22 protein-coding genes are annotated in these 22,436 nt (G+C 69.0%); 10 read left to right on the top strand and 12 right to left on the bottom strand.

Annotation, left to right across the window (positions count from 1 at the left end; genetic code table 11):
* Both AC1DEM_RS18035 and AC1DEM_RS18030 read right to left on the bottom strand, forming a co-directional pair.
* Positions 1–569 (bottom strand): M20/M25/M40 family metallo-hydrolase (locus AC1DEM_RS18035; protein WP_476885665.1); only part of this gene is annotated, 569 nt, incomplete at its 3' end.
* A 148-nt stretch (positions 570–717) separates the two neighbouring features.
* The gene (locus tag AC1DEM_RS18030; protein WP_476885664.1) at positions 718–2,172 is read right to left on the bottom strand and encodes an MFS transporter; all 1,455 of its coding nucleotides are present in this window, start codon (positions 2,170–2,172) and stop codon (positions 718–720) included.
* A gap of 209 nt (positions 2,173–2,381) precedes the next feature.
* On the opposite strand from AC1DEM_RS18030, the gene AC1DEM_RS18025 reads away from it, so the two are divergent.
* Positions 2,382–3,506: an LLM class flavin-dependent oxidoreductase gene (locus AC1DEM_RS18025; protein WP_476885663.1), complete on the top strand. Its 1,125-nt coding sequence runs from the start codon at positions 2,382–2,384 to the stop codon at positions 3,504–3,506.
* Positions 3,506–3,967 (top strand): MarR family winged helix-turn-helix transcriptional regulator, encoded by a 462-nt coding sequence (locus AC1DEM_RS18020; protein WP_476885671.1) that lies wholly within the window; start codon positions 3,506–3,508, stop codon positions 3,965–3,967. The genes AC1DEM_RS18025 and AC1DEM_RS18020 overlap by 1 nt, the downstream gene beginning before the upstream one ends.
* A gap of 6 nt (positions 3,968–3,973) precedes the next feature.
* Here AC1DEM_RS18020 and AC1DEM_RS18015 read toward each other — a convergent pair whose 3' ends face one another.
* The 3 genes from AC1DEM_RS18015 to AC1DEM_RS18005 all read right to left on the bottom strand — a co-directional run bounded on the left by AC1DEM_RS18015 (position 3,974) and on the right by AC1DEM_RS18005 (position 7,166).
* A complete protein-coding gene (locus tag AC1DEM_RS18015; RefSeq protein WP_476885662.1) occupies positions 3,974–4,777 on the bottom strand; it encodes a transglutaminase-like domain-containing protein in 804 nt (267 codons plus the stop codon).
* A gap of 85 nt (positions 4,778–4,862) precedes the next feature.
* Positions 4,863–5,672, bottom strand: a complete 810-nt coding sequence (locus AC1DEM_RS18010; RefSeq protein WP_476885661.1) for a hypothetical protein — start codon at positions 5,670–5,672, stop codon at positions 4,863–4,865.
* A 30-nt stretch (positions 5,673–5,702) separates the two neighbouring features.
* Positions 5,703–7,166: a M20/M25/M40 family metallo-hydrolase gene (locus tag AC1DEM_RS18005; protein WP_476885660.1), complete on the bottom strand. Its 1,464-nt coding sequence runs from the start codon at positions 7,164–7,166 to the stop codon at positions 5,703–5,705.
* 124 nt (positions 7,167–7,290) lie between these two features.
* Here AC1DEM_RS18005 and AC1DEM_RS18000 point away from each other — a divergent pair, with 124 nt between their 5' ends.
* Entirely contained in the window at positions 7,291–7,965 is a 675-nt protein-coding gene (locus AC1DEM_RS18000; protein ID WP_476885659.1) for a DUF1684 domain-containing protein, read from the top strand.
* A 4-nt stretch (positions 7,966–7,969) separates the two neighbouring features.
* Entirely contained in the window at positions 7,970–8,455 is a 486-nt protein-coding gene (locus AC1DEM_RS17995; RefSeq protein ID WP_476885658.1) for a GtrA family protein, read from the top strand.
* Between the two features lie 78 nt (positions 8,456–8,533).
* On the opposite strand, the gene AC1DEM_RS17990 is transcribed toward AC1DEM_RS17995, so the two are convergent.
* The 5 genes from AC1DEM_RS17990 to AC1DEM_RS17970 are packed head-to-tail and all read right to left on the bottom strand — an operon-like array spanning position 8,534 to position 14,481.
* Complete coding sequence (locus tag AC1DEM_RS17990) at positions 8,534–9,700, bottom strand: cysteine desulfurase family protein (RefSeq protein WP_476885657.1); 1,167 nt, start codon at positions 9,698–9,700, stop codon at positions 8,534–8,536.
* Between the two features lie 8 nt (positions 9,701–9,708).
* Positions 9,709–10,668, bottom strand: coding sequence for a carboxylating nicotinate-nucleotide diphosphorylase (nadC, locus tag AC1DEM_RS17985; protein ID WP_476885656.1), 960 nt, complete (start codon positions 10,666–10,668; stop codon positions 9,709–9,711).
* Positions 10,665–12,527 (bottom strand): L-aspartate oxidase, encoded by a 1,863-nt coding sequence (gene nadB, locus AC1DEM_RS17980; protein ID WP_476885655.1) that lies wholly within the window; start codon positions 12,525–12,527, stop codon positions 10,665–10,667. The genes nadC and nadB overlap by 4 nt, the downstream gene beginning before the upstream one ends.
* Positions 12,524–13,831 carry a quinolinate synthase NadA gene (gene nadA / locus AC1DEM_RS17975; RefSeq protein WP_476885654.1) on the bottom strand — a complete coding sequence of 436 codons (1,308 nt, stop codon included), beginning with the start codon at positions 13,829–13,831 and terminating at the stop codon, positions 12,524–12,526. The genes nadB and nadA overlap by 4 nt, the downstream gene beginning before the upstream one ends.
* Positions 13,828–14,481 carry an NUDIX hydrolase gene (locus AC1DEM_RS17970; RefSeq protein WP_476885670.1) on the bottom strand — a complete coding sequence of 218 codons (654 nt, stop codon included), beginning with the start codon at positions 14,479–14,481 and terminating at the stop codon, positions 13,828–13,830. The genes nadA and AC1DEM_RS17970 overlap by 4 nt, the downstream gene beginning before the upstream one ends.
* A 304-nt stretch (positions 14,482–14,785) precedes the next feature.
* Between AC1DEM_RS17970 and AC1DEM_RS17965 the strand changes: the two genes are divergently transcribed.
* Positions 14,786–15,445 (top strand): maleylpyruvate isomerase N-terminal domain-containing protein, encoded by a 660-nt coding sequence (locus tag AC1DEM_RS17965; RefSeq protein ID WP_476885653.1) that lies wholly within the window; start codon positions 14,786–14,788, stop codon positions 15,443–15,445.
* A gap of 60 nt (positions 15,446–15,505) precedes the next feature.
* Here AC1DEM_RS17965 and AC1DEM_RS17960 read toward each other — a convergent pair whose 3' ends face one another.
* Complete coding sequence (locus AC1DEM_RS17960; protein ID WP_476885652.1) at positions 15,506–15,979, bottom strand: Lrp/AsnC family transcriptional regulator; 474 nt, start codon at positions 15,977–15,979, stop codon at positions 15,506–15,508.
* 183 nt (positions 15,980–16,162) lie between these two features.
* On the opposite strand from AC1DEM_RS17960, the gene AC1DEM_RS17955 reads away from it, so the two are divergent.
* From AC1DEM_RS17955 to AC1DEM_RS17935, 5 genes are all read left to right on the top strand, one after another.
* A complete protein-coding gene (locus AC1DEM_RS17955; protein WP_476885651.1) occupies positions 16,163–17,575 on the top strand; it encodes an amino acid permease in 1,413 nt (470 codons plus the stop codon).
* A gap of 106 nt (positions 17,576–17,681) precedes the next feature.
* Positions 17,682–18,719: a thiamine pyrophosphate-dependent enzyme gene (locus AC1DEM_RS17950; protein WP_476885650.1), complete on the top strand. Its 1,038-nt coding sequence runs from the start codon at positions 17,682–17,684 to the stop codon at positions 18,717–18,719.
* A complete protein-coding gene (locus AC1DEM_RS17945; RefSeq protein WP_476885649.1) occupies positions 18,712–19,785 on the top strand; it encodes an alpha-ketoacid dehydrogenase subunit beta in 1,074 nt (357 codons plus the stop codon). The genes AC1DEM_RS17950 and AC1DEM_RS17945 overlap by 8 nt, the downstream gene beginning before the upstream one ends.
* Positions 19,778–20,107, top strand: coding sequence for a biotin/lipoyl-containing protein (locus AC1DEM_RS17940; RefSeq protein WP_476885648.1), 330 nt, complete (start codon positions 19,778–19,780; stop codon positions 20,105–20,107). Before AC1DEM_RS17945 ends, AC1DEM_RS17940 begins: the two co-directional genes overlap by 8 nt.
* Before the next feature lie 4 nt (positions 20,108–20,111).
* Positions 20,112–20,939 (top strand): alpha/beta fold hydrolase, encoded by an 828-nt coding sequence (locus AC1DEM_RS17935; protein WP_476885647.1) that lies wholly within the window; start codon positions 20,112–20,114, stop codon positions 20,937–20,939.
* Between the two features lie 92 nt (positions 20,940–21,031).
* On the opposite strand, the gene AC1DEM_RS17930 is transcribed toward AC1DEM_RS17935, so the two are convergent.
* Positions 21,032–22,366 carry an MFS transporter gene (locus AC1DEM_RS17930; RefSeq protein WP_476885646.1) on the bottom strand — a complete coding sequence of 445 codons (1,335 nt, stop codon included), beginning with the start codon at positions 22,364–22,366 and terminating at the stop codon, positions 21,032–21,034.
* Between the last annotated feature and the right edge of the window lie 70 nt (positions 22,367–22,436).

Below are 22,436 nucleotides of genomic sequence, written 5' to 3'. Positions count from 1 at the left end.
TCCCCGTCATGCACGGACCGCACACCGTTGGGCGAGGCCGCCATGTCCACGTTCAGGTTCGCCGCGGTCTGGCCGACCTCGGCCTGGCTGAGCTCGTCGACGTAGTGCTGGGACCCGTACAGCCCGTCCTCCTCCCCGCCCCAGAACGCGAACCGGACCCTGTTGGCCGGCTTGATCCCGGCCTCCTTCATCCACCGCGCGGTTTCCAGGACCGCCGCTACCCCGCTGGCGTTGTCGTTGATGCCCGGGCCCTGGCGCACGGAGTCCAGGTGCGCGCCCACCACCACGGTGTGTCCGGCATCGCCGCCGGTGTCGGCGAGGATATTGAAGGATTCCACCCGCGGCTTGCCCCGGCCATCGCCCCGAAAGGAGAAGGTCTGCCGCACCGGTTCATACCCGGCCGCGCGCAGCTGCTCCTCCACATAGCGGCCCGATTCCTCATATCCGGACGTGCCCGAAGCTCGGTTGCCGCCATTGGCATCGGCAATGCGCTGCAGCGCCTGCATGTGCCCCGCCATGTCCCGGGACTTGAAATCCTCCAGCACGGTGCGCGCGTCCACGGTGCTCACAGGATCCAACCGCGACGCAGTACATCCCGAAAGCAGGACACTGATCGCCACCACGACGGCCGCGGCCGCCGCTCTTCCCCGTCTGATCCCTCGTGTACCCGTCACGGTACGAACATACTTCGTCAGTAGTCGAGGAGGAAGGGTCCGGCTAGTGCGAGCCGGCCGGGAGGCGTGGGACGACGGCGGCGGGGTCGGAGAAGGCCAGGCGGGGTACCAGCACCAGGGCGGCGGCCGCGGCCAGCCCGGTAACCCCGCAAATGGTCCATACCGTGAGGTAGCCAGCGAGCGGCGCAGCGCTCTGCCCGGCGTCTCCCGCGCCGGCCCCGGCGTCGGCCAGGACGTGGCTCAGCAGGGCGATGCCGAACACGGCGGACGCGAAGGCCCCGCCGATGGTCTTGGTGGTGTTGGTCAAGCCCGTGGCCATCGCGGTGCGATTGAGGGGCGCCGCCGCAGCGGCCGCCGAGGGCAGCGCCGCGACGAGGGCCCCGGAGCCGACGCCGGCGATCGCCATGTTGGCCAGCGCCTCGGCGAGGCTGTCATGGAAGGGCAGGAACAGCAGGTAGCCCAGGCCCACGAGCGCGGCGGCGCCCACGAGCGTCCAGCGCGGGGTGAGGCGGCGGGTCACCACCGGGTACAGCAGGGCGCCGACGAGCAGCGCCAGCACGTAGACGCCGATGATGATGGATACCTGCCCGGCGCGCAGGCCCAGACCGTAGCCGTGCAGCGCAGGGTCCGTCCGGGCAAACGTGGACAGCGGAGCCTGGGCGCCCAGGACCGAGACGCCGAAGAGCCCGGCGGTCAGCTGGACCGGCCGCATGGATTTGCTGCGCAGCATCCTGATGTCCACGAGCGGATCTGCCTGGCGCAGCTCGAACCGCGCGAACGGGATGAACACCAGAATCCCGGCTCCCACCAGCGCCCACGGCCACCAGGCACCGGCTCCGTTGAGGCGCATGAAGGTCAGCCCCGAAATGATGAGCAGCAGTCCGACGGCCAGCAGCGTGAAGCCGCGGGTGTCCACGCGTCCGCCGCTGCGCTCAAGGGACTCCGGCACGCCGAACCGGATGGCGAACCAGCACGCGGACACGGCCACCGCCGGAACCAGGAGCACCAGCTGCAGCTGCCCGGCGAACACTTCCACGAGCGCGCCGGCCGCGAGCGCCCCGGCGATGACACCGGCCTCCAGCGCTCCGACCAGTACACCGGCCGCCCGCCGGGTGCGGGCGGCGCCGTCGGGCAACTGGTGGACGCGGCTGAAGATCAGCGCGATTTCCAGCGGCAGCCAGACCACGTAGAAGCCCTGGAACGACCACGCGGCCAAGAACGTCCAGAAGTCCGGGGCGAGCGCGACGCCCCAGGAGGCGGCGGCGGTGACCAGCGTGGAAGCCAGCAGGATTTTCCGGTGCCCGTACATGTCTCCGAGCTTGGCCAGCACCGGCACCGCGAGGGCACTGACCATGAGCTGCGCGGCCTCGAACCAGTTGACGTCGGCGTCGTGGATCCCCAGGTGCCGGGCGATATCGGTGAGGATGGGCGTGTAATAGCCCTGCAGGATTCCGCTGGTGAGCTCTACCAGACACAGAAAAGCTACGACACGTCGCAAGGGGGGCCTTCCGGGCGGGCAGGCACCTCATGGCCAGCCGATTGATTGCATCCTAGGCCCGCGCTCCCCCGCACGCGGGAAACCCGGCCGGAACGGTGCGGGAATATTCGTCCGCACCGGGCGTTATACCCGTCGATAGATGCAAATGCATGTAAATCAGTTATAGTAGAAGCAGCTCCCGGATCACCCCGGCCACGGAAAGGCACATCATGCAGATCGGCGTATTCAGCGTCAGCGACATCACCACCGACCCCACCACGGGCCGCACCCCGACGGAGCACGAGCGCATCAAGGCGTCCGTGGCGATCGCGAAGAAGGTCGAAGAGATCGGCATGGATGTCTACGCCTTGGGCGAGCACCATAACCGGCCGTTCTTCTCCTCCTCCCCCACCACCACGCTCGCCTACATCGCGGCCCAGACCGAGCGCATCATCCTTTCCACTGCCACCACGCTGATCACCACCAACGACCCGGTGAAGATCGCCGAGGACTTCGCGATGCTCCAGCACCTCGCAGACGGACGCGTGGACCTGGTCCTGGGCCGGGGCAACACTGCCCCCGTCTACCCCTGGTTCGGCAAGAACATCCAGGACGGGATCGAACTCGCGATTGAGAACTACTCCCTGCTGCGCCGCCTCTGGGACGAGGACACCGTCAACTGGTCCGGCAAGCACCGCACCCCGCTACAGAACTTCACCTCCACGCCCCGCCCGCTCGACGGCGTCGCCCCCTTCGTGTGGCACGGCTCGATCCGCACGCCGCAGATCGCCGAAGTGGCCGCATACTACGGTGACGGTTTCTTCGCCAACAACATCTTCTGGCCCAAGGAGCACTACCAGCAGCTGATCAGCCTCTACCGCGAACGCTACGAGCACTACGGCCACGGCAAGGCGGACCAGGCCATTGTGGGCCTCGGCGGCCAGTTCTTCATGCGGAAGAATTCCCAGGATGCCGTCAAGGAATTCCGCCCCTACTTCGACAACGCCCCGGTGTACGGCCACGGCCCCTCGCTGGAGGACTTCACCTCCCAGACCCCGCTGACGGTCGGGAGCCCGCAGGAAGTGATCGAAAAGACCCTGACGTTCCGGGAGTACTTCGGCGACTACCAGCGCCAGCTTTTCCTGATCGACCACGCCGGCCTGCCGCTGAAGACCGTCCTGGAACAGCTGGATCTCTTCGGCGAAGAGGTGCTGCCGGTGCTGCGCAAGGAATATGCCGCACTCAAGCCCGCACATGTCCCCGAACCGCCGACGCACGCCGGCCGGGTGGCTGCCGCACTGGCAGCGGACACCGTCGACGCCGCCGAGGCGGAGCCCACCACCAAGGGTTCATGATGCCGGCCAAGACCACAGAATCGCCGGTACGCCTGGCCGCGGAAACCTGGGAATCCCTGTTCCGGGCCCAGGTGGCGGTGATGCGCAAGCTGCAGGCGGCGCCGGCGTTCAAAGCCCTGGCGCTCAACGAGTACGACGTCCTGTTCACGCTCTCGCGCTGCCCCTCCGGGTGGCTGCGCCTGAACGAGCTCAACGACAACGTCCTGCTGAGCCAGTCCAGCCTCAGCCGGCTGGTGGAGCGGCTCGAGAAGCGCGGGCTCGTCGAACGGACGCCGGCCCCCGATGACGGCCGCGGGATCCTCATCCGGCTCACCGACGACGGAAGGGACCTGCAGAAGCAGATCGGCCGGGAACACGTGCGCGACATCGCCGCCCTCGTGGGCCCGGCCCTCTCCGCCGCCGAACAGCAGGAGCTGCTGCGGCTGACCGAGAAGCTCCGCGCCTCGGTTGCCGTGCGCTAGGCCTGTCTACTGGATGGCGACGAGCTTCGCCGGGTCTTCCAGCGGCAGCTCATCGACGACGGCGGTGACGCTGAGTTCCTTCAGGGACAGGCTGCCGCCCACGGTGGACAGGAAGGCGGTGTCCGAGGAATCCCGCCCGGCCGTGATCCGCAGCATGCTCTCCCGCGGTGCCAGCCCTGTCGGATCTATGACGTGCCAGGCACCGTTGATGTGCGCTTCGGCGACGGCGTGGAAGTCCATCGGGGTCAGGCCAGGGGCATAGACGGCGGCCAGCCGGGCCGGGACGTTCTTGGAACGCAGCAGGGCAATGGCGAGGTGGGCAAAGTCCCGGCAGACGCCGCGGCGGTGCAGCAGGGTTTCGACGGCGCCGTCGGTCCCCCGGGAGGATCCGCTGACGTAGCGCAGTTCGCTGAAGACCCAGTTGCGGATGGCGTGCAGCAGCTCTTCGCCCTGAAGCCCGCCGAATTCGGCATAGGCAGTCGGCAGCAGCCGGTCCGATTCCGCGTAGCGGCTGGGCCGGACATACCGGATCAGTTCCATCAGCCCGGGTTCCTCGGGACGGGCAAAGCCGGTGACGGTAGCCGAATACTCAACCAGCACGTCCGTGGGTTCGGCAAATTCCATGTAGTGGAAGCGCCCGCCGTGATGGTCCGAGAGTTCGGTCAGCGGCACGTCCTCGCCTCCAGCGGTCACCGTGAGCGATTCCTGGACCGAGCCGTACCCGGCGTTCCGGGCCACGGCCACGGCCAGAGCCACCTTGGTTTCGGCTGCGGTCTTGAAGGCCAGGCGGGCGGCTACAGCGCGTTCCATGAATCTCCATGTCTCCGGGATGTGGGATGTGAGGCGGGTGCGGGGAAGTCGCCGTCAACGGCCCGGGATGTGCGGGCGGGCGGGACTAGTTCTTGATCTTCAGAGACATTAGCATCCGCTGGACGTCGGCGAATTCGGACCCCTCGTTGACGTACTTGGCAGCCTGGTCGAGAGTGTCGAATGCCTTTGCGGGGGCGACCTTCCGGTCCGGCGCCAGCGTCTTCAGCACCGTCAGATCCCCAAACGAGTAATCCCCCTTGCCGGCCGGGCCACGGACCACATTCTGCAACGCGCAGCTCTTGCCGCCGGCGCCGCCCACCACGTTGGTGATGCCGTAGGAGCCGAAGTACTTGTAGCCCTGGATAACCCGGAACACCACGTGCGGGTCAAGGGTTCCCTCGCCGCCGGCGTGCGGCAGGTCAACAGGCACGCTGCTGACCACGACGTAGTCCCGTGCGGCGCCACCCGGGCAGGACGGCGGCGGCTGCGGAGGCAGGCCGGTCTGCAGGGTGGCCAGATAAGCGCCTTTGGCGTCTTTGACGATGATCTTCAGCGCCCCCGGCAACGTACCCGCGTCGGGAGCAACGGACTGGACTATCCAGTCCTGCGGCACTTCAAAGCTGACCGTCTTTGCCGGATCGGTAAAGACTTTCCAGGCCGCCGCACTCGAGCCCGGGGCGGCGGAAGCGCTGGCCGACGACGCCGCCGCGGGGCTGGCCGTCGACGTCGTACTCTCCGTCGCGCCGCTCCCTGCTGTCCACGCCGGACTCCCCTTGCCGTCGCTGCTGCAGCCCGTCAGGGCTGCCGCCGCGACCACGAACGCCGCGCCGGTGCGCAGCACAGCGCTCCGGATTCCGCCGGTGCCTGGTCCTCGGGGTGGCGCGGTCCCAGTCATGATGCCAGCGTAGCCGGGGCGCCGCATGGCTCAGAGTTTCCGCATCAGTGTTTCGTAGAAGCGGACCCCCTGGTCCAGCGTCTCGAGGGAAATTTTCTCGTCCACGGCGTGGATGGAGCCGCGGGCCCGGACGTCCATGAAGAACGGCGCGAACCGGTACACGGCACCGCAGATCCCGGTGAAGCGGCGGGAGTCCGTGCCGCCCATCATGATGTACGGCGTGATGATGGCTTGGGGGAAGACCTGCCCGATGCAATCCGCCAGCAGTTCCCACTGGGCCCCGGAGGACGGGGAGACCGGTGACGGGTCGTTGCCCTCCACGATGCGCAGTTCGACTTTCGGGTCACGGATGATTTTCCGCAGTCGTGCCACGGCGCCTTCGACGCTCTCCCCCACCGCCACCCTGATGTTGGCGTTCGCCTTGGCGGTGGCGGCAAGGACGTTCGCCCCGGAGCTGCCTTCGAGGGTGGTGATGGCCACGGTGGTTCGGGTCATCGCGTTGGTCTCGTTGCCGAGCCGGCCAAAGAGCCAGGTGATCGGTGCCCGGAGCAGTGCCACGTTGGCGAACACGGCCCGCAGCGGCGGGGGCGTATGCGGGCCGAAGCGGCGCAGCATCTCCGCGGTCACCTCCGGCAGCGACTGCGGGAACGGGCTGCGTTCGATCCGGGTGATGGCGCGGGCCAGCCGCGCCGTCGCCCCCATCCGCGGCGGCGTGGACGCGTGTCCCCCCGGGTCCCGGGTCAGCAGCTCCACGTCCAGGATTCCCTTTTCTGCCACGCCGACGACGGCGGCCGGGCGGCTCACGCCCGGAAAGGCACCGCCCGCCACGGCACCGCCCTCGTCCAGCACGAGCCAGGGCTTCACGCCGCGGCCGGCCAGCAGCTCCGCGGCAGCCGCCGCGCTGTTGCCGGCCGTCTCCTCATTGTTGCCGAACGAGAAGTACAGGTCATGCGCCGGCCTATACCCGGCCCGGAGCAGGCTCTCGGCGGCCTCCAGGATGGCCACGAGCTGGCCCTTGTCATCGAGGGTCCCGCGGCCCCACAGGAAGGTGCCGTCGTTGTGGCCGGCGAACGGCGGCCGCGTCCACTGCCCCGGGTCGGCCGCCGGGACGACGTCGTAGTGCGCCATCAGCACCGACGCGCGCTGCGCGGCCGCCGGGTCCTCCGCCAAGGCGCTGCCGGGCCAGCGGTACAGGAGGGCGTGGCCGTTGACGCGCTCCAGTTCCAGGGCGGCATGGACCGCCGGATACAGCCGGGGCAGGGCGGCGATGAAGGCCTCGAACTGGTCTGGCTCCACGCCGGCCTCCGCCGGGGAGGACCCCTTGGCCCGGATGGAACCCTCGGCTCGGACAGAGACAGTCCGGTACGTCACCAGCTCCGCCAGCGACGCCGCCGCGCGCCCGGCACTGCCCGGTGTGTCCCCGGAGCTGCCCGGTTCCTCCCCGGCGCTCCTGGGGGTAGTGCCGGCGGCCTCGTTCTGCAGGGGGTTGCGCATGGGCGAAAGTCTAAGGGTGGACGGCTCACCGAAACGTCCATTCCGCGCGCGGGTCCTGCCGGAACCTTGGGCACAAATTTCGGCGCACAAATTTCGGTCCCGGGAAAGCAGATACTGTGGGGGCATGGCCGAACATGACTTTGACGGAACGCACTTTGGGGACCAGGGCGACGTGGCAGGCATGTCGGCGCTCGATATCGCTGACTGGCGGCTGCGGACCTTTGCCCTTTATGCCACTACGCGGAAAATTGCCGCGGACAGCCCGGCAGAGGCACATTCCTACTGGCGCCAGGAGCGGGACCGCATGTTCGGCACGCACCCTGCCTCGGCGCTGACGGCGGAGGCAAAGGCCAGCTTCGGCGGCCTGAAGACGGCGGACTACGATCCGATCTACCGTTTCCACGTCCCCCTGACTCTCGAGGGCGCCGGCCGGGAGATGAATGTGGAGACCGGGACTGACGGACTGGTCCGGTTTGTGCGGCTGGGCACCTTCGACCTTCCCGAGATGGGGCAGCTCGCAGTCTGGAAACTCAGGGGCTACGGCGGCGGCATCTTTGTGCCGTTCCGCGACGCCACCGCCGGCCAGCCCGGCGGCAGCTACGGCGCCGGTCGCTACCTCCTGGACACCATCAAGGGGGCTTTCCACGGCGTACGGGGTTCCGGGCCCCAGGCCGAATTCATCCTGGACTTCAATTTCGCCTACAACCCCTCCTGCGCCTACAACGAAGCCTGGGCATGTCCGCTTGCCGGCCCGGCGAACCGGCTGGCTGTGGAAATTCCCGTGGGCGAGCTGTACTGAGCGGATGGCGTCCCAGCTCGAACAGCAGGCTCCTGCCGCCGCCGTCGTCCGCGGGCAGAGCTCCCGCCGCCACCGCGGAGTCCTCCGCTACCCCGTGGTCCGCCAGCTCATCCGGTTCACCGGCGTCGGGATTGTCTGCACCCTGACTTCCCTTGCCCTGTACGCCCTTTCCCGTCCTTGGCTCGGGGCCCAGCCGGCCAACGCCGCGGCCCTGATCCTGACATCGTTCATGAATACCGCTCTCAACCGGCGCCTGACGTTCAAGATCACCGAAACCCGCCGGATGAAGCGGGACCACCTCAACGGCCTGATCGTTATCCTCGTCGCGCTGCTGATCACCGGCGGCAGCCTGGCCGTATTGCACTGGGTCAACCCCGATGCCACCGTGGCCGAGGAGCTGTGGACCACCACCCTCTCCGGCTTCGCCGCCACTGCCGTGCGGTTCACCATGCTGCGGCACTGGATCTTCCGCCGCGCCCGCCACCGCTAGCTTCGCCTGCCCAGCTGGCCGCCCCGCCTTCCCGCCCCGCCTGCCCAACTGACTAGCAGCAGGGGCCGTTCTGGGCGCTCAGAACGGCCCCTGCTGCGAGCTGGTTGTGCCGAGGGAGCGGACGCTGCCGACGGCGGTGCGGACTGCGGCCGCCGCCTCCTGCAGCTGCGCTGCCGTGACGGTCGAGTCGAAGCTGAACCGCACCGCCGTCTGGGCGACCTCGGGCTCGATGCCCATGGCCAGCAGCACGGGCGAGGGTGCGTCCGAGCCCGCGGCACACGCGGAACCGCTGGAGCAGACGATGCCCTGGCGTTCGAGTTCCAGCAGCACGGACTCGCCGCTGGTGCCCGGGAAGCAGAAGGAGGCCACCGAGGGCAGCCGCTCGGTGGGATGGCCGGTGAGCAGCGCGCCGGGAACACCGGCCAGCACAACGTCAATGAACCCGTCGCGGAGGGCAGCGAGGCGCCCTGCCGGTTCCCGGGGCAGCGTCAGGGCCGTTGCCAGCGCCACGGCCCCGGCGACGTTTTCCGTTCCCGAGCGGCGGCCGCGCTCCTGCCCGCCGCCGTGAACCAGCGGTTCAACCCGGAGCCGTCCGCGCACAAACAGCGCGCCGCTGCCCTTGGGGGCGCCAAGTTTGTGGCCGGAAATGCTCAGCGCGTCCACGCCCAGTGCTCCGGTGTCCAGCGGCAGCCAGCCGGCGGCCTGGACGGCGTCGGTGTGGAACGGGACGGCGTGGGCGCGGGCCAGCGCCGCGAGCCGGGCGATGGGCTGGACCGTGCCGACCTCGTTATTGGCGTACATGATGCTGACCAGGGCCGTCCCAGGCTGCAGCACCGCCGCAAGTGCCCCTTCCGTCACTTGCCCGAAGCGGTCCACGGGAATCACGTCGACCACGAAGCCGTGCACCCGTTCGAGGTACCTGGCGGATTCTTCCACGGCGGGATGTTCGACGGCGCTGATCGCCACCCGGTTCAGGTTCGGGTCGGCGGCGCGCCGGGCCAGGGCGATGCCCTTGACGGCAAGGTTGTCCGCTTCCGTGCCGCCGGAGGTGAAGACGACTTCGCCGGGGCGGCACCCCAGGGCCTTGGCGGTGGCGACGCGGGCCCCGGCGAGCGCCGTGGCGGCCGCCTCCCCCAGGGAGTGATGGCTTGACGGGTTGCCGAACTCGCCCGTGAGGTAGGGCCACATGGCCTCCAGCACCTCGCGGCGGACCGGGGTGGTGGCCGCGGCGTCGAGGAAGATCACGGTGCGCCTCAGCCGGCCGTCTGTTCCGGGGCAGGAACGGGCCCGGCGCCGGGGTCGACATCAAGCTCAATGTCCAGGCCGAGGTCCAGGGCCGTGACGCTGTGCGTCAGGGCCCCGATCGAGATGACGTCCACCCCCGTGGCCGCAATGTCCGCCACGGTGGCGAGACTGACGTTCCCGCTGGCTTCGACCCGTGCACGGCCGCCCACCAGCTCGACGCCGGCCGCCAGCTGGGCCAACGAGAAGTTGTCCAGCATGATGGTGTCCACCCCGGCGGCAAGTACCGGCTCGATCTGCTCCATGGTGTCCACTTCCACCTCGAAGTGTGTTGTGTGGCCAAGCTGGGCCTTGGCGCCGCGCAGCACCTCGGTCAGCTTCGCCGGATCACCGCCGGTGAGGACGGCCAGGTGGTTGTCCTTCGCCAGGACGGCGTCGGACAGGCTGAAACGGTGGTTGGCGCCGCCGCCGCAGCGCACGGCATAGCGTTCCAGCACCCGCAGTCCCGGCGTCGTCTTCCGCGTATCGGTGATCCGCGCCCCGGTGCCGTCCACCAGCGCCACGAACTCGGCGGTCCTGGTAGCAATGGCGCTCATCCGCTGGACCAGGTTCAGCCCGACGCGTTCGGCCAGCAGCACGGCGCGGGCGTTACCGGTCACGCGGGCCAGGGCGGTTCCGGCAGCGAAGGCCTCGCCGTCGTTGACCAGCAGTTCGACGACGGCGCCGGGGTCGGTCAGCTTCATCGCCGCGGCGAAGACCTCCCCGCCGCTCAGCACGCCGGGAACGCGCGCATTGAGCACCGCCGTCGCCCGCGCCTGAGCTGGGATGAGCACCTGCGAGGTGATGTCCCCGTACGGGGCGTCCTCCTGCAGCGCCGTGCGGAGGACGGCCAGGACGGCGGCCTCGGGCAGGCTCCCGGCGAGCGCCGGCTGTGCGGTGGACCGGGTTTCCGGGACAACGGTTGCTGTCATGACGAGATCCTTTGCTTGTGTCGGGATGCGGAGGCATGCCGGGGGCCGGACTTACCGGCCGTCGAGGTGGAGCGAGCGGGGGCAACAAGGACCGCGGAGTGCGCGGCGCCGGCCGTGCTGTCTGCCCGATAGTGGGCGCCGACCGAGTGGGTGCGCTTCCTTGCCGCGGCCACGAGGAGTTCCGCAGCCAGCAGCAGGTTCCGGTCCTCGTGGGCACTCTGGCTGCGCCAGACACTGTGCCAGACACTGTGCCCGTCGCGGACCCCTGCTTCAAGAGGGCCCGCTTCAAAGTCAGCCGCTTTAAAATCCACGGCTTCAAGGTCCGCGGCCCACTGCGCGAGCTGGGCCGCGGCGGCGTCGAGGTCGGCGCCCGTGCGGGTGACTCCCGCAGCCGCCGTCATGAGCCTTCCCAGCGCCGCGCGGCTGAACGGAACCTCCGCGGCCCAGGGGGCGGCTGTCGTTGGGGAAACGGCTGCCGCGGGCGGGACGCGGCTGCCGGGATGGACGTCCTCGCGTGCCGGCGAGAGCCAGGCGGCGTCCGGCACAGGTGCGTCCAGGAAGTCCTCGACCGCACGGCGGCCGAACACGAGGCCCTCCAGCAGCGAGTTGCTCGCCAGCCGGTTTGCCCCCTGCGCCCCCGTGCGGGCGACCTCGCCGGCGGCGTACAGGCCGGGAACGGACGTGCGGCCCCGCAGGTCGGTGCACACGCCGCCCATCCAATAGTGCGCGGCCGGGGACACAGGTATCGTCTCGGCGGTCCAGTCGTAGCCGGCGGCGAGGGTGGCCGCCGTGATGGTCGGGAACCGCCGGGCCAGGAAGCCCGCGCCCCGGTCTGCCTCGATGCCACGGGCGTCCAGATAGACCGGGCTGCCCGGCGCGGCCCCCGTGGCGGCCAGGTGCAGGGCAATGCTGCGGGAGACGACGTCGCGGGGGGCCAGTTCGGCATCGCGGTGGTAGTCCGGCATGAAGCGGTACCCCGCGGAATCCAGCAGCACCGCACCCTCGCCGCGGACCGCTTCGGAGATGAGCAGGGCCGGCGGGCCGCCCGGGACCTCCTCGGTGGCGAGGGTGGTGGGGTGGAACTGGAAGAACTCAAGGTCCCGCACCGCGGATCCGGCACGCCAGGCCAGGGCCAGCCCGTCGGCCGTGGCGACGGAGGGATTGCTGGTGCGGGCAAACAGCCGGCCGGCACCCCCGGTGGCGAGCAGGACGGCGTCGGCCGCCAGCTGCTGGGGCCGGCCGCCGGCCAGGTAGGCCACGCCGGTGACACGGGCCGGCGTCGGCGGCGTGCTGCCTGACGAGGCGTCCCGGCGGGCGGCCGGTTCGGTCAGGAGGCCGGTGACGAAGGCGCTGGTCTCCACCCGGAGCTGGCCATGGCCAGCTCGATCCAGGACCGCGCGTTCCAGGACGGCGGCGACCAGCCCGCGGGCGATGCAGGCGCCCGTCGCGTCCCCGCCGGCGTGCAGGATGCGGGGCGCCGAATGCGCCGCTTCCAGGCCCAGGGCCGGTCCGCCGTCGGGACCGGCGTCGAAATGCACGCCGTAGCGGCCCAGGCCAGCGATGTCCCGGACGGCCTCGGTGCACAGGACGCGGACTGCCTCGGTGTCGTTCAGCCCGGCACCGGCGGCGAGCGTGTCCGCGATGTGCGCTGCCACGGAGTCCCCGGGGGCGGCATCCTCCGGTGCCAGCACGGCGGAGATGCCGCCCTGGGCGTAGAAGGTGTTGCTCTGCTCCAGCGTCCCCTTGCTCAGGAGGACCACCTCGATGTCACGGCCGCCGGCGGTGGCGGCGTCGGTGGCGAGCAGCGCGGCGTAGAGCCCCGCAACCCCGCTGCCGACAATCACGAGCCGCCTGGTCACGGCCGCGCCGCCAGCATGCGCTCCAGCGCCACCTTTGCCGGGGCGGCGACGTCCTCGTCCACGGTGATGCGGTTGAGCACCTCGCCGCGGACCAGTGCTTCCAGGACCCAGGCAAGGTAGCCGGGGTGGATGCGGTACATGGTGGAGCAGGGGCAGATCACCGGGTCCAGGCAGAAGATGGTGTGCTGCGGGTATTCTGCGGCGAGACGGTTCACCATGTTGATCTCGGTGCCGATCGCAAACGTGGTGGGTTCCGTGGCCGCGGCGATGGCCTTCTTGATGAAGTCGGTGGACCCGGCGGAATCGGCGGCGTCCACCACCTCCATGGGGCATTCGGGGTGCACGATCACCTGCACGCCGGGGAACTCGGCGCGGGCCTTCTCGATCTGGCCCACGTTGAAGCGCTTGTGGACCGAGCAGAAGCCGTGCCAGAGGATCACCCGGGAATCGAGCAGGGTCGCCTCGTCGTTGCCGCCGAGGTCTTTGCGCGGGTTCCACATCGGCATCTGCTCCAGCGGCACCCCCATCGCCTTGGCCGTGTTGCGGCCCAGGTGCTGGTCCGGGAAGAACAGCACCCGCTGGCCGCGCTCGAACGCCCACTCCAGCACCGTCGCGGCGTTCGAGGACGTGCAGACGATCCCGCCGCGCTCGCCGCAGAAGCCTTTCAGGGCTGCGGAGGAGTTCATGTAGGTGACCGGGATGACCGGGACCCGGCCGTCGGCGTCGGGCTCGGTGCCGAAGACTTCCTCAAGCTGTTCCCAGCACTCTGTGACCGAGTCGATGTCCGCCATGTCCGCCATGGAGCAGCCCGCGGCGAGGTTGGGCAGGATTACGGCCTGGTCCGGCCGGGAGAGGATGTCCGCGGTCTCGGCCATGAAGTGCACGCCGCAGAAGATGATCGCTTCCGCGTCCGGCCGGGTCAGGGCCGCATTGGCCAGCTGGAAGGAATCGCCCACGAAGTCGGCATATTCGATCACTTCGTCGCGCTGGTAGAAGTGCCCCAGCACGACGGCGCGGTCCCCCAGCGCCGCTTTGGCGGCGCGGATCCGGGCGTCGAGTTCGGCGTCGCTGGCGAGCTTGTACTCCTCCGGGAGCTGGCCCTGCCGGGGAGTCGAGACCGGTGCGACGTCGGCGGAGGAGGCGCCCGGTCCGTAGGCGGGCGCTCCGGCGAGGGCCTCGGCGAGGTCGTAGTCCCAGGGCCCGCGGGCCAGCGCAGGGCTGCAGGTGGAGGCGGCCGCGGCCCCCGTCATGGTGGCGGCCTGCTCGCGCGTGATCAGCTGGATTGCCGTGTTGACGCTGCTCATGGTGTGCTCCTGTTGTCTGGGTCAAGGCCTGGGCGGCCGGTAAAGCGGTAGAGGCGTGGCGGGCGGTGCTTGCCGCCCTGCAGGTACTGATCGGTTTCTTCGATTTCCGGCGTGGCCTTGACCTGCCGGCGGAAGTTGGCGGGATCGAGTTGGCGGTCCAGGACGGCCTCGTAGACTTCCCGGACCTGGGCGAGGGTGAAGTACTCGCCCAGCAGGTGGTAGGCGATGGATCCGTAGGCCATCTTGTTGCGCAGCCGCCACAGGGCGTAGTCGATGATCGCGTTGTGGTCGAAGGCCAACTCGCCGAGCCGGTCGGCGCGGAACCAGCGCACGTTTTCGGATTCGTCGGCGAGCGCGGCCTCCGTGGGCTGGACGAGCGCCCAGTACACAATCGAGACGACGCGCTGGGTGGGCGAGCGGTGCAGCCCGCCAAAGGCGTAGAGCTGTTCGAGGTAGTTGGGGGCCAGCCCCGTCGTCTCGCGAAGGTTCCGCGACGCGGCGTCCTGGAGGGATTCCGAGTGCGTGAGCGGGCCGCCGGGCAGGGCCCAGAGGCCCTTGAACGGCTCGCGGATCCGGCGCACCAGCGGGATCCACAGCGTGGGCCGGCCGGACTTCTCGCTGGGGCGCAGCGCAAAGATCACGGTGGAGATGGCCAGCGACGGCGGCGCGGTCTGGCGCTCCGAGACGTTGGCTGCTGTGGTGTAAACGGTGGTTCACCCGCCCTCTGCGGTCCCGGGCGGGTCCAGCGGTGGACTTCCCGGACGGATCCGGCCCGACCGCCGGATTAGTTATAGTCAAATTGACTAGAACTAATGATACGGCCGCGACGGCGGGACGCAAAATGTTTCAGGTCACACGGGCGGCCACATTTGCGGACACGGCCGCGGCCCTGAGCGTTGCCGGGGGTCGGTCCGGGCTTGTCCGCGGGAGCCGGCAACGGCAAGAATCAGGGCTATGGACGCAGAAGAGATGGACCCGGAGGGCAGGGGTTCAAAGGGCGGGGACGCAGCGGCAGTCAGAGCCCGTTACACGGGGGCGGCCCAGGCATTCCTGGAGCTCGCCGGACAGGTACCGGACCAGGCGTGGCCGCGGCCGGCTCTGGGTGAATGGGATGTCCGGGCACTGACCGGCCACACCAGCCGCGCCCTGACCACCGTAGAGACCTACCTCGCCACCCCGGCCGCCGGGGAGCGGGTGGCGGGTCCGGTGGACTACTTCCTGGCCGTCCGCGGCGCCACCTCGCCGGACGCCATCGCCCGGCGCGGCAGGGAAACCGGGGAGGCCCTGGGCGAGGACCCGGCCTCAGCGGTGCGGGAGCTGGTCCAGCGCGTCACGGACCTCGTCCGGAACACTCCGGACGGTGCCCTGGTGGCCACGCCCGCCGGGGCAATGACGCTCATCGACTACCTGCCGACCCGGACCTTCGAACTGGCCGTGCACACCCTGGACCTGGCGCGCGCCCTGGGCCTCCCGCCGCCCGCCTCCTTGGCCCCGGCGGTCGCGGCCTCCCTGGAGCTCGCCGGGGCCATCGGCTCCCGGCTGCCGGCCGCCGGTGACTTGCTGCTCTTGCTCACCGGCCGGACCGGCCTGCCCGAGGGCCTGAGCGTCCTCTAGCCCATTCGCCGGAGCATGTCTGCCCGGCGCACAGGCCTGGCCTGTCACTTGCTTAGCCTGTCACTTGCTTGCGGCCGCGGCTTCCAGCAGCGGCAGGGTGCGCCCCTGGAAGTGCGTATTGAGCACGATCACGGATGAGGACCGCAGGACAGTCCTGGTGGCGATCATGGCATCGAGGACGCGCTGGAGGTCCGAATTGGAGCGCGCGGCGATGCGTGCCATGAGGTCCGAGCTCCCGGAGACGGTGTGGATCTCGATCAGTTCGGGGATCCGCGCCAGGGCCTCCACGACGGCGTCGTGCCCGAGGTCCTGGTTGATCGTGAGGGAACAGAACGCCACCACCGGGAAACCAAAGTGGGCCGGATCCGGGTGCGGCACCCACGAGCCGATCACACCGGAATCCTGCATCCGGTCCAGCCGCGACTGCACCGTCGCGCGGGCTACTTTCAGCACCCGGGAGGCTTCCAGGACCGAGGCCCTGGGCGAATCCGTGAAAAATCGGACAATCTTTGCATCCAGCGGATCAACGTCCATGGATTTTTCCTTTCCAGGCGGCCCGGGTTGAACAAACCGCCGCCAACGCCCCAATTCAATGAGCAAACTGCCACCATGCTCTCACGGCGGGGGCGCCCCGGCGATCCGTGGCGCCGGCCCAAAGACGGTAAATTCAATAGGTCCCATAAGGACGCACAGATCCAAACCACACGAAGGTTCGCCATGACAACGAAGTCCACCGCGACGCTACCCACCGCGGTTCCCGCCCCGAGCCTGGGGCACAGCATGAAGCCACGCCAGCTGACCATGATGGGGCTGGGCAGTGCGATCGGCGCCGGCCTGTTCCTCGGCTCGGGGGCAGGAATCAAGGCGGCGGGACCGGCCGTGCTGATCTCCTACCTTGTTGCCGGAACCCTGATCATCCTGGTGATGTGGGCGCTCGGCGAGATGGCCGCAGCCAACCCCAACAGCGGCGCCTTCTCCGTCTACACGCAAAAAGCCATGGGCAAGACCGCAGGGGCGACCGTCGGCTGGCTCTGGTGGCTGCAGCTCGTGGTGGTCATCGCGGCCGAGGCCCTCGGTGCGGCCGGGCTCCTGTTCACGGTGTGGCCGGTGATCCCCGTCTGGGCACTGTCCCTGGTCTTCATGGCCCTGTTCACCGCCATCAACCTGGCGGGCGTGAAGAACTTCGGCGAGTTCGAATTCTGGTTCGCCATCCTCAAGGTGGCCGCGATCGTGATCTTCCTCGCCATCGGCGCGGCCCTGCTGCTGGGCTGGCTGCCGGACGTCCCCTCCCCCGGCCTTAGCAACTTCACTTCCGGCTTCGCCCCGGCAGGCCTCGGCGGCATCGCCACCGCGCTCTTCGTCGTCATCTTCGCCTTCGGCGGCACTGAGATTGTCAGCGTGGCCGCGGCCGAGACCGAGAACCCGGAACGCAGCGTCGCCCAGGCGATCCGCACCGTGGTCTGGCGGATCCTCGTGTTCTACATCGGCTCGGTTTTCGTCATCGCGGCCGTCCTTCCTTCAACCTCGGCGGCCCTGAAATCCCCCTTCGCCGGCGTCCTCGACGTCGCCCGGATCCCTGGTGCGGGCGCCGCGATCACCCTGGTGGCCGTCATCGCGCTGCTGTCCGCGCTGAACGCCAACCTCTACGGCGCGTCCCGCATGGTGTACTCGCTCTCGGAGCGCGGCGAAGCCCCGAAGTTCCTCTCGAGGCTCAACTCGGCCCGGGTACCGGTGGTGGCGGTGAGCGTCTCTGTGGCTTTCGGCTTCCTGGCCGCCGTCCTGGAACTGCTGTTCCCCGACCAGATTCTGCCGGCCCTGTTCCAGCTTGTCGGCTCCACGTGCCTCGTGGTGTGGGGCTCGGCCCTGGTCTCCCAGCTGATCCTGCGCCGCCGGGCGGACCGTGACGGCACGGCGCTGCCGCTGCGGATGAAGGGCTTCCCGGCCCTGACGATCTTCGGGCTGGTGCTCCTGGCCCTGATCTTCGCCGTCGGCTTCAGCAGCCCGGACAGCAGCAAGCAGCTGTTCAGCACCCTGGCACTGGTGGCCGGCATTGCCGCGGCGTGCTGGATCGCCGCCCGGATCACCGGCAACCGCCGCGCAGGCGTAGAAGTGGACCGGCGGGTTCGCTAGACAAATTGTCAAGCTCACCGGCGGCAGGGACGGCAAAGGTGCGCAGTCTGGGCACCCGAACCTAGGCTGATTGCCCACCCCGCCGCCGGTGACTAGGGTCACAAGCATGGACACACTTTCCCCCGTGGCTTCCGGCAGCGCTGCCGGGCCACTCACTGCCGACGAGCTCCGAGAGCTCTATTCGCTGATGGTGGCCGTCCGGCACCTCGACACCTCGGCCATCGCCTGGCAACGGCAGGGCATCATCCCCGGCTACGCCCCCGAGCTCGGCCAGGAAGCAGCCCAGGTGGGCAGCGGCTACGCCGTGGACACCGCCCGGGACTTCGTCTTTCCCACCTACCGCGAAATGGGCGTCGCCCGGACCATGGGCGTGGACATGGTGGCCTACATGTCCACCCACAAGGCCACGTGGCACGGCGGCCTCTACAACCCGATGGAATCCCGGCTCGCCCCGATCCAAGCGGTCGTCGCCGGGTCCGTCCTGCACGCCGTCGGCTGGGCCCACGGCCAGACGCTCGACGGGAAAGACGGCGTCGCCCTGACCTACTTCGGCGACGGCGCCTCCTCGCAAGGCGACGTGCACGAGGCGATGAACTTCGCCGCCGTGATGAAGGCGCCGGTGGTGTTCTTCGTCCAGAACAACGGCTGGGCCATCTCGGTCCCCACCGAACGGCAGGTGGCCGGCGGCTCCGTCGCCGCCCGCGCCGCGGGCTATGGAATCCCGGGGCTGAAGATCGACGGCGACGACGTCGTCGCGGTCCTCGAGGCGACCCGCCGCGCCTTCGCGCATGCCCGCTCCGGCAACGGCCCGGTGCTCATCGAGGCCATGACCTACCGCCGCGGCCCGCACTCCACCGCCGATGATCCGGGCCGCTACCGCTCCCTGGACGAGGAACGCGACGGCTCCGGCACCGACCCGCTCGAGCGGCTCCGGCAGAAGCTGCTGGCCGACGGAATCGCGGACGAGGCGTTCTTCGCCGAGGCGATGGCCGCGGCCAAAGCGGAAGAGGAGCAGATCCGCACGGGCATCCAGGCGCTCGGTTCCCGGCCCGGCACTGAAATGTTTGACCTGGTCTTCCAGGAAACCACCCCGGGCCTGCAGGCCCAGTCCGCCAACTGGCGCGAGGAGTCCGAACATGTCTAACTCGATTCTCGAAAGCGCAAGCGCCAGCGCCAGCGGCGAGAGCACTGCCGACGACACTGCCGAGAACACCGCCAGCCCCGCATCAACCACCGTAATGTCGATGCAGCAGGCGCTGAACCGCGCCCTGGACGAGGTCCTTGCAGACAACCCCAAGGCCGTCATCTTCGGCGAGGACTGCGGCCGGCTCGGCGGCGTCTTCCGCATCACCGACGGGCTGCAGGCCAAGCACGGCGCGCAGCGCGTCTTTGACACCCCGCTGGCGGAATCCGGCATCCTCGGCATGTCCGTGGGCCTGGCGATGGCCGGGTTCCACCCCATTCCCGAGGTCCAGTTCGACGGTTTCGCCTACCCGGCGATCAACCAGATCGTCTGCCAGATCGCCCGGATGAACTACCGCAGCCGGGGCACAATGCCGATGCCCATCACCCTGCGCGTGCCCAGCTTCGGCGGCATCCGGGCCCCCGAACACCACGGCGAAAGCCTGGAAGCACTCTTCGCCCACGTTCCCGGGCTCAAAGTGGTCTCGCCGTCGAACCCGCATGAGGCCTACCACTTGCTCAAGTACGCCGCCACGCGGCCGGACCCGGTGATCTTCATGGAGCCGAAGTCGCGGTACTGGCAAAAGGGCGAGGTAGCTATGCACGACGGCGGCTCCCCCACCGGCGCCAAGGTGATGCGCGAAGGCCGCCACCTCACGCTCGTCGCGTGGGGCGCCATGGTCTCCCGCTGCCTGCAGGTGGCCGAGCTCGCCGCCGAAGACGGGATCGACGTCGAGGTCCTGGACCTGCGCTGGCTCAAGCCGATCGACGCCGAGGCGCTGGCCGCCTCCGTGCTCAAGACGCGCCGCGCCGTCGTCGTCCACGAAGCGCCGCTGACCTCCGGCCTCGGCGCCGAGGTGGCGCAGCTGATCACCCAGAGCTGCTTCGATACCCTCAAGGCCCCGGTGGAGCGCGTCACCGGCTTCGATGTCCCGTACCCCTCCGGCGACCTCGAAGATGAATACATCCCGAACATTGACCGGATCCTCTTCGGCATCCAGCGAGTATTGGAGTACAAACGTGGCTGAAATTTCCTTCCCGCTCCCCGATCTCGGCGAGGGCCTGATCGAGGCAACCGTGCTGGAATGGCTGGTTTCAACGGGCGAGCAGGTGGAGCGCAACCAGCCGCTGGTGGAGGTCGAAACCACCAAGTCGGCCGTTGAATTGCCCAGCCCGCAGGCAGGTAAGGTAGTGCGTATCTACGGCGGGCCCGGCGACAAGATCAATGTCGGCGAGCCCCTGATTGTGTTTGAGGTGCCGGACAACACCGCCGGCATCGTGGGCACGGTCCCGAAGGAAGAGGCACCAAAGCGCCGGGTCCGCCTGAGCGCCGTACTTGATGAGGACTGAGAGCATGAGCGGCAGACACACCGGCGAACTGCATTCGCACACCGTGGAGGGCACCGACCCCCAGCTGTACATGCAGGTGCATGAGCCCCAGAACGACGCCGGGCTCCGTCCGGTCCTGCTGCTGCACGGCTTCTCCTCCTCCTCCAAGCTCAACTGGGAGGACAGCGGCTGGCTTGCCGCGCTCCTGGAGGCCGGCCGGCGCGTCATCACCGTGGACCTGCCCGGCCACGGCCGCAGCGGGGCGCCGGAAGACATGGACTCCTACTCCCCCAGCCGGATCCGTGCGGACCTCCTGCAGATAGTGTTCGACGCCGGCGCGCGTCCCCTGCGCGACGGCGACCCTGCCAGCGGGCTGGACGTGATCGGCTATTCGCTGGGATCCCGGCTGGCCTGGGAGTTCGGCGCCACCCAGCACGAGCTGGTGCACCGGCTGGTCCTGGGCGGCCCCAACGTCGCCGACCCGCTGGCGGACTTCGACCTGATCGCCGCGCAGCGGTACCTGGCCGACGGCACCCCCATCGCGGACGAATCCACCGCCGGGCTGCTGAAGATGGCCATGCTGCTGCCCAGCAACAACATCTTCGCGCTGCTGTCCCTGGTCGAGGCGATCAAGACCGAGCCGTACGACCCCGCCGAAGCCGTGCCGCGCATGCCGATGCTCCTCGTGGCGGGGGAAAAGGACGACCGCGCCGCCACCATGCCGGAGCTCGCCGCCCTCGGCGCCAAGGCCGGCGGCATGGTCGAACAGCTGGTGCTGCCGGGCCGCAACCACACCAACGCCATCACCAGCCGCGCCTTCAAGCAGGGCGCCATCAGCTTCCTGGGCGTCTAAGCCCGCCATAAAAAAGCAACGCGGGGTCACTTGCGGCCCCTCCGAATGATCTGGATGGGCGCGAAGTGACCCCGCGTTGTTTGTGGTGGCCCCTAGTGGTGGCTGCTGACGCCGAGCGGGCGGCCCTTCGTCTCCCCGGCCAGGAGGACGCCGATGGCGGAGATGACGCAGAGGACCATGATGTAGATGCCGATCGACCCGGTCCAGTGGGTACCCTGCAGCAGGGTTTCCGCGATCGTGGCTGCAAACGCGCCGCCGAGGATGGCACCGAAGGCGTAGCCGATCGAGATGCCCGAGTAGCGCACGTTCGCCGGGAACATCTCGGCGTACATGGCGGACATCGGACCGTAGGACAGGCCCAGCCCGATGGTCAGGACGAACAGCGCGACGCCGTAGAGCACGATGTCCTTGGTGTCGATGAGGGCGAACATCGGGATCATCCAGGCGAAGACAATGCCGTAGCCGATCAGGAAGGTCTTGACGCGGCCGATCTTGTCCGAGAGCCAGCCGCCGACCAGCGTGAACATGAGCCAGCCGAAGGAAGCCAGCGTGGTGGCCAGCAGGATCTGCGGGGTGGGCATCTTGAGGGACTTGGTGGCGTAGGAGATGAAGAACGCGATCAACAGGTAGCCGGCAGCGTTGTTGCCGATGAAGATCATGGTGGAGTAGAGGACGGCCTTCTTGTGCTTGCGGATGAGCTCGCCCAGCGGCGCCTTGCTCTCTTCCTTGCGGGCAGCCATCTCCTTGAAGACCGGGCTCTCGGACACGGCGCGGCGGATCAGGTAGCCGACGACGATCAGCACGATCGAGAGCAGGAACGGCACACGCCAGCCCCAGGACGCAAAGTCCTCCTTGGACATGGACGTGTTCAGGAAGTACAGCAGGCCCGTGGCGAGGATCATGCCGACCGGAACGCCGATCTGCGGGTAGGCACCGAACAGGCCGCGCTTGCTCTTGGGTGCGTGCTCGACGGCCATTAGGGCAGCGCCGCCCCATTCACCGCCGGCGGAGAAGCCCTGGATGACGCGGAGGGTGATGAGCAGGATCGGGGCCCAGACACCGATCTGCGCGTAAGTGGGCAGCACGCCGATCAGCGCGGTGGCGGCACCCATCATGACCAGCGTGAAGACCAGCATGGCCTTGCGGCCGAGGCGGTCGCCCAGGTGGCCGGCGATGATCGCGCCGAGCGGGCGGAACAGGAAGCTGATGCCGATGAGGGCGAAGGACAGGATCTGCGCCAGGCCCGGGTTGGATGCGTTAAGCGGGGCGAGGAACAGCGGCGACAGCAGCGTGGCTGTCAGCTGGGCAAAAATGAAGAAGTCGTACCACTCGATGGTGGTGCCGACCAGGGTCCCGGCGAGGACCTTTCGTTCCTCATGTTTGCTGCTGGGACCCGCCTCGGAATCTACGGATGAAGTTACGGTCATTGGAACTCCGTTGCTGGGGGCAGAGGTACTGCCCAAAGTGGGTGCGAAGTGACTAGCTGGTGCCTCTTGA

It is taken from the genome of Arthrobacter sp. 05T420 (assembly GCF_056396305.1).
Note: the sequence above shows the minus strand (reverse complement) of the source record. Positions and strands in the feature narration are given on the sequence as shown.

Coding starts and splice junctions, on each gene's coding strand:
- AC1DEM_RS18025 (WP_476885663.1), top strand. CDS start 2,382: ATGCAGATCGGCGTATTCAGCGTCAGCGACATCACCACCGACCCCACC.
- AC1DEM_RS18020 (WP_476885671.1), top strand. CDS start 3,506: ATGCCGGCCAAGACCACAGAATCGCCGGTACGCCTGGCCGCGGAAACC.
- AC1DEM_RS18015 (WP_476885662.1), bottom strand. CDS start 4,777: ATGGAACGCGCTGTAGCCGCCCGCCTGGCCTTCAAGACCGCAGCCGAA.
- AC1DEM_RS18010 (WP_476885661.1), bottom strand. CDS start 5,672: ATGACTGGGACCGCGCCACCCCGAGGACCAGGCACCGGCGGAATCCGG.
- AC1DEM_RS18005 (WP_476885660.1), bottom strand. CDS start 7,166: ATGCGCAACCCCCTGCAGAACGAGGCCGCCGGCACTACCCCCAGGAGC.
- AC1DEM_RS18000 (WP_476885659.1), top strand. CDS start 7,291: ATGGCCGAACATGACTTTGACGGAACGCACTTTGGGGACCAGGGCGAC.
- AC1DEM_RS17995 (WP_476885658.1), top strand. CDS start 7,970: ATGGCGTCCCAGCTCGAACAGCAGGCTCCTGCCGCCGCCGTCGTCCGC.
- nadC (WP_476885656.1), bottom strand. CDS start 10,668: ATGACAGCAACCGTTGTCCCGGAAACCCGGTCCACCGCACAGCCGGCG.
- nadA (WP_476885654.1), bottom strand. CDS start 13,831: ATGAGCAGCGTCAACACGGCAATCCAGCTGATCACGCGCGAGCAGGCC.
- AC1DEM_RS17965 (WP_476885653.1), top strand. CDS start 14,786: ATGGACGCAGAAGAGATGGACCCGGAGGGCAGGGGTTCAAAGGGCGGG.
- AC1DEM_RS17960 (WP_476885652.1), bottom strand. CDS start 15,979: ATGGACGTTGATCCGCTGGATGCAAAGATTGTCCGATTTTTCACGGAT.
- AC1DEM_RS17955 (WP_476885651.1), top strand. CDS start 16,163: ATGACAACGAAGTCCACCGCGACGCTACCCACCGCGGTTCCCGCCCCG.
- AC1DEM_RS17950 (WP_476885650.1), top strand. CDS start 17,682: ATGGACACACTTTCCCCCGTGGCTTCCGGCAGCGCTGCCGGGCCACTC.
- AC1DEM_RS17945 (WP_476885649.1), top strand. CDS start 18,712: ATGTCTAACTCGATTCTCGAAAGCGCAAGCGCCAGCGCCAGCGGCGAG.
- AC1DEM_RS17935 (WP_476885647.1), top strand. CDS start 20,112: ATGAGCGGCAGACACACCGGCGAACTGCATTCGCACACCGTGGAGGGC.
- AC1DEM_RS17930 (WP_476885646.1), bottom strand. CDS start 22,366: ATGACCGTAACTTCATCCGTAGATTCCGAGGCGGGTCCCAGCAGCAAA.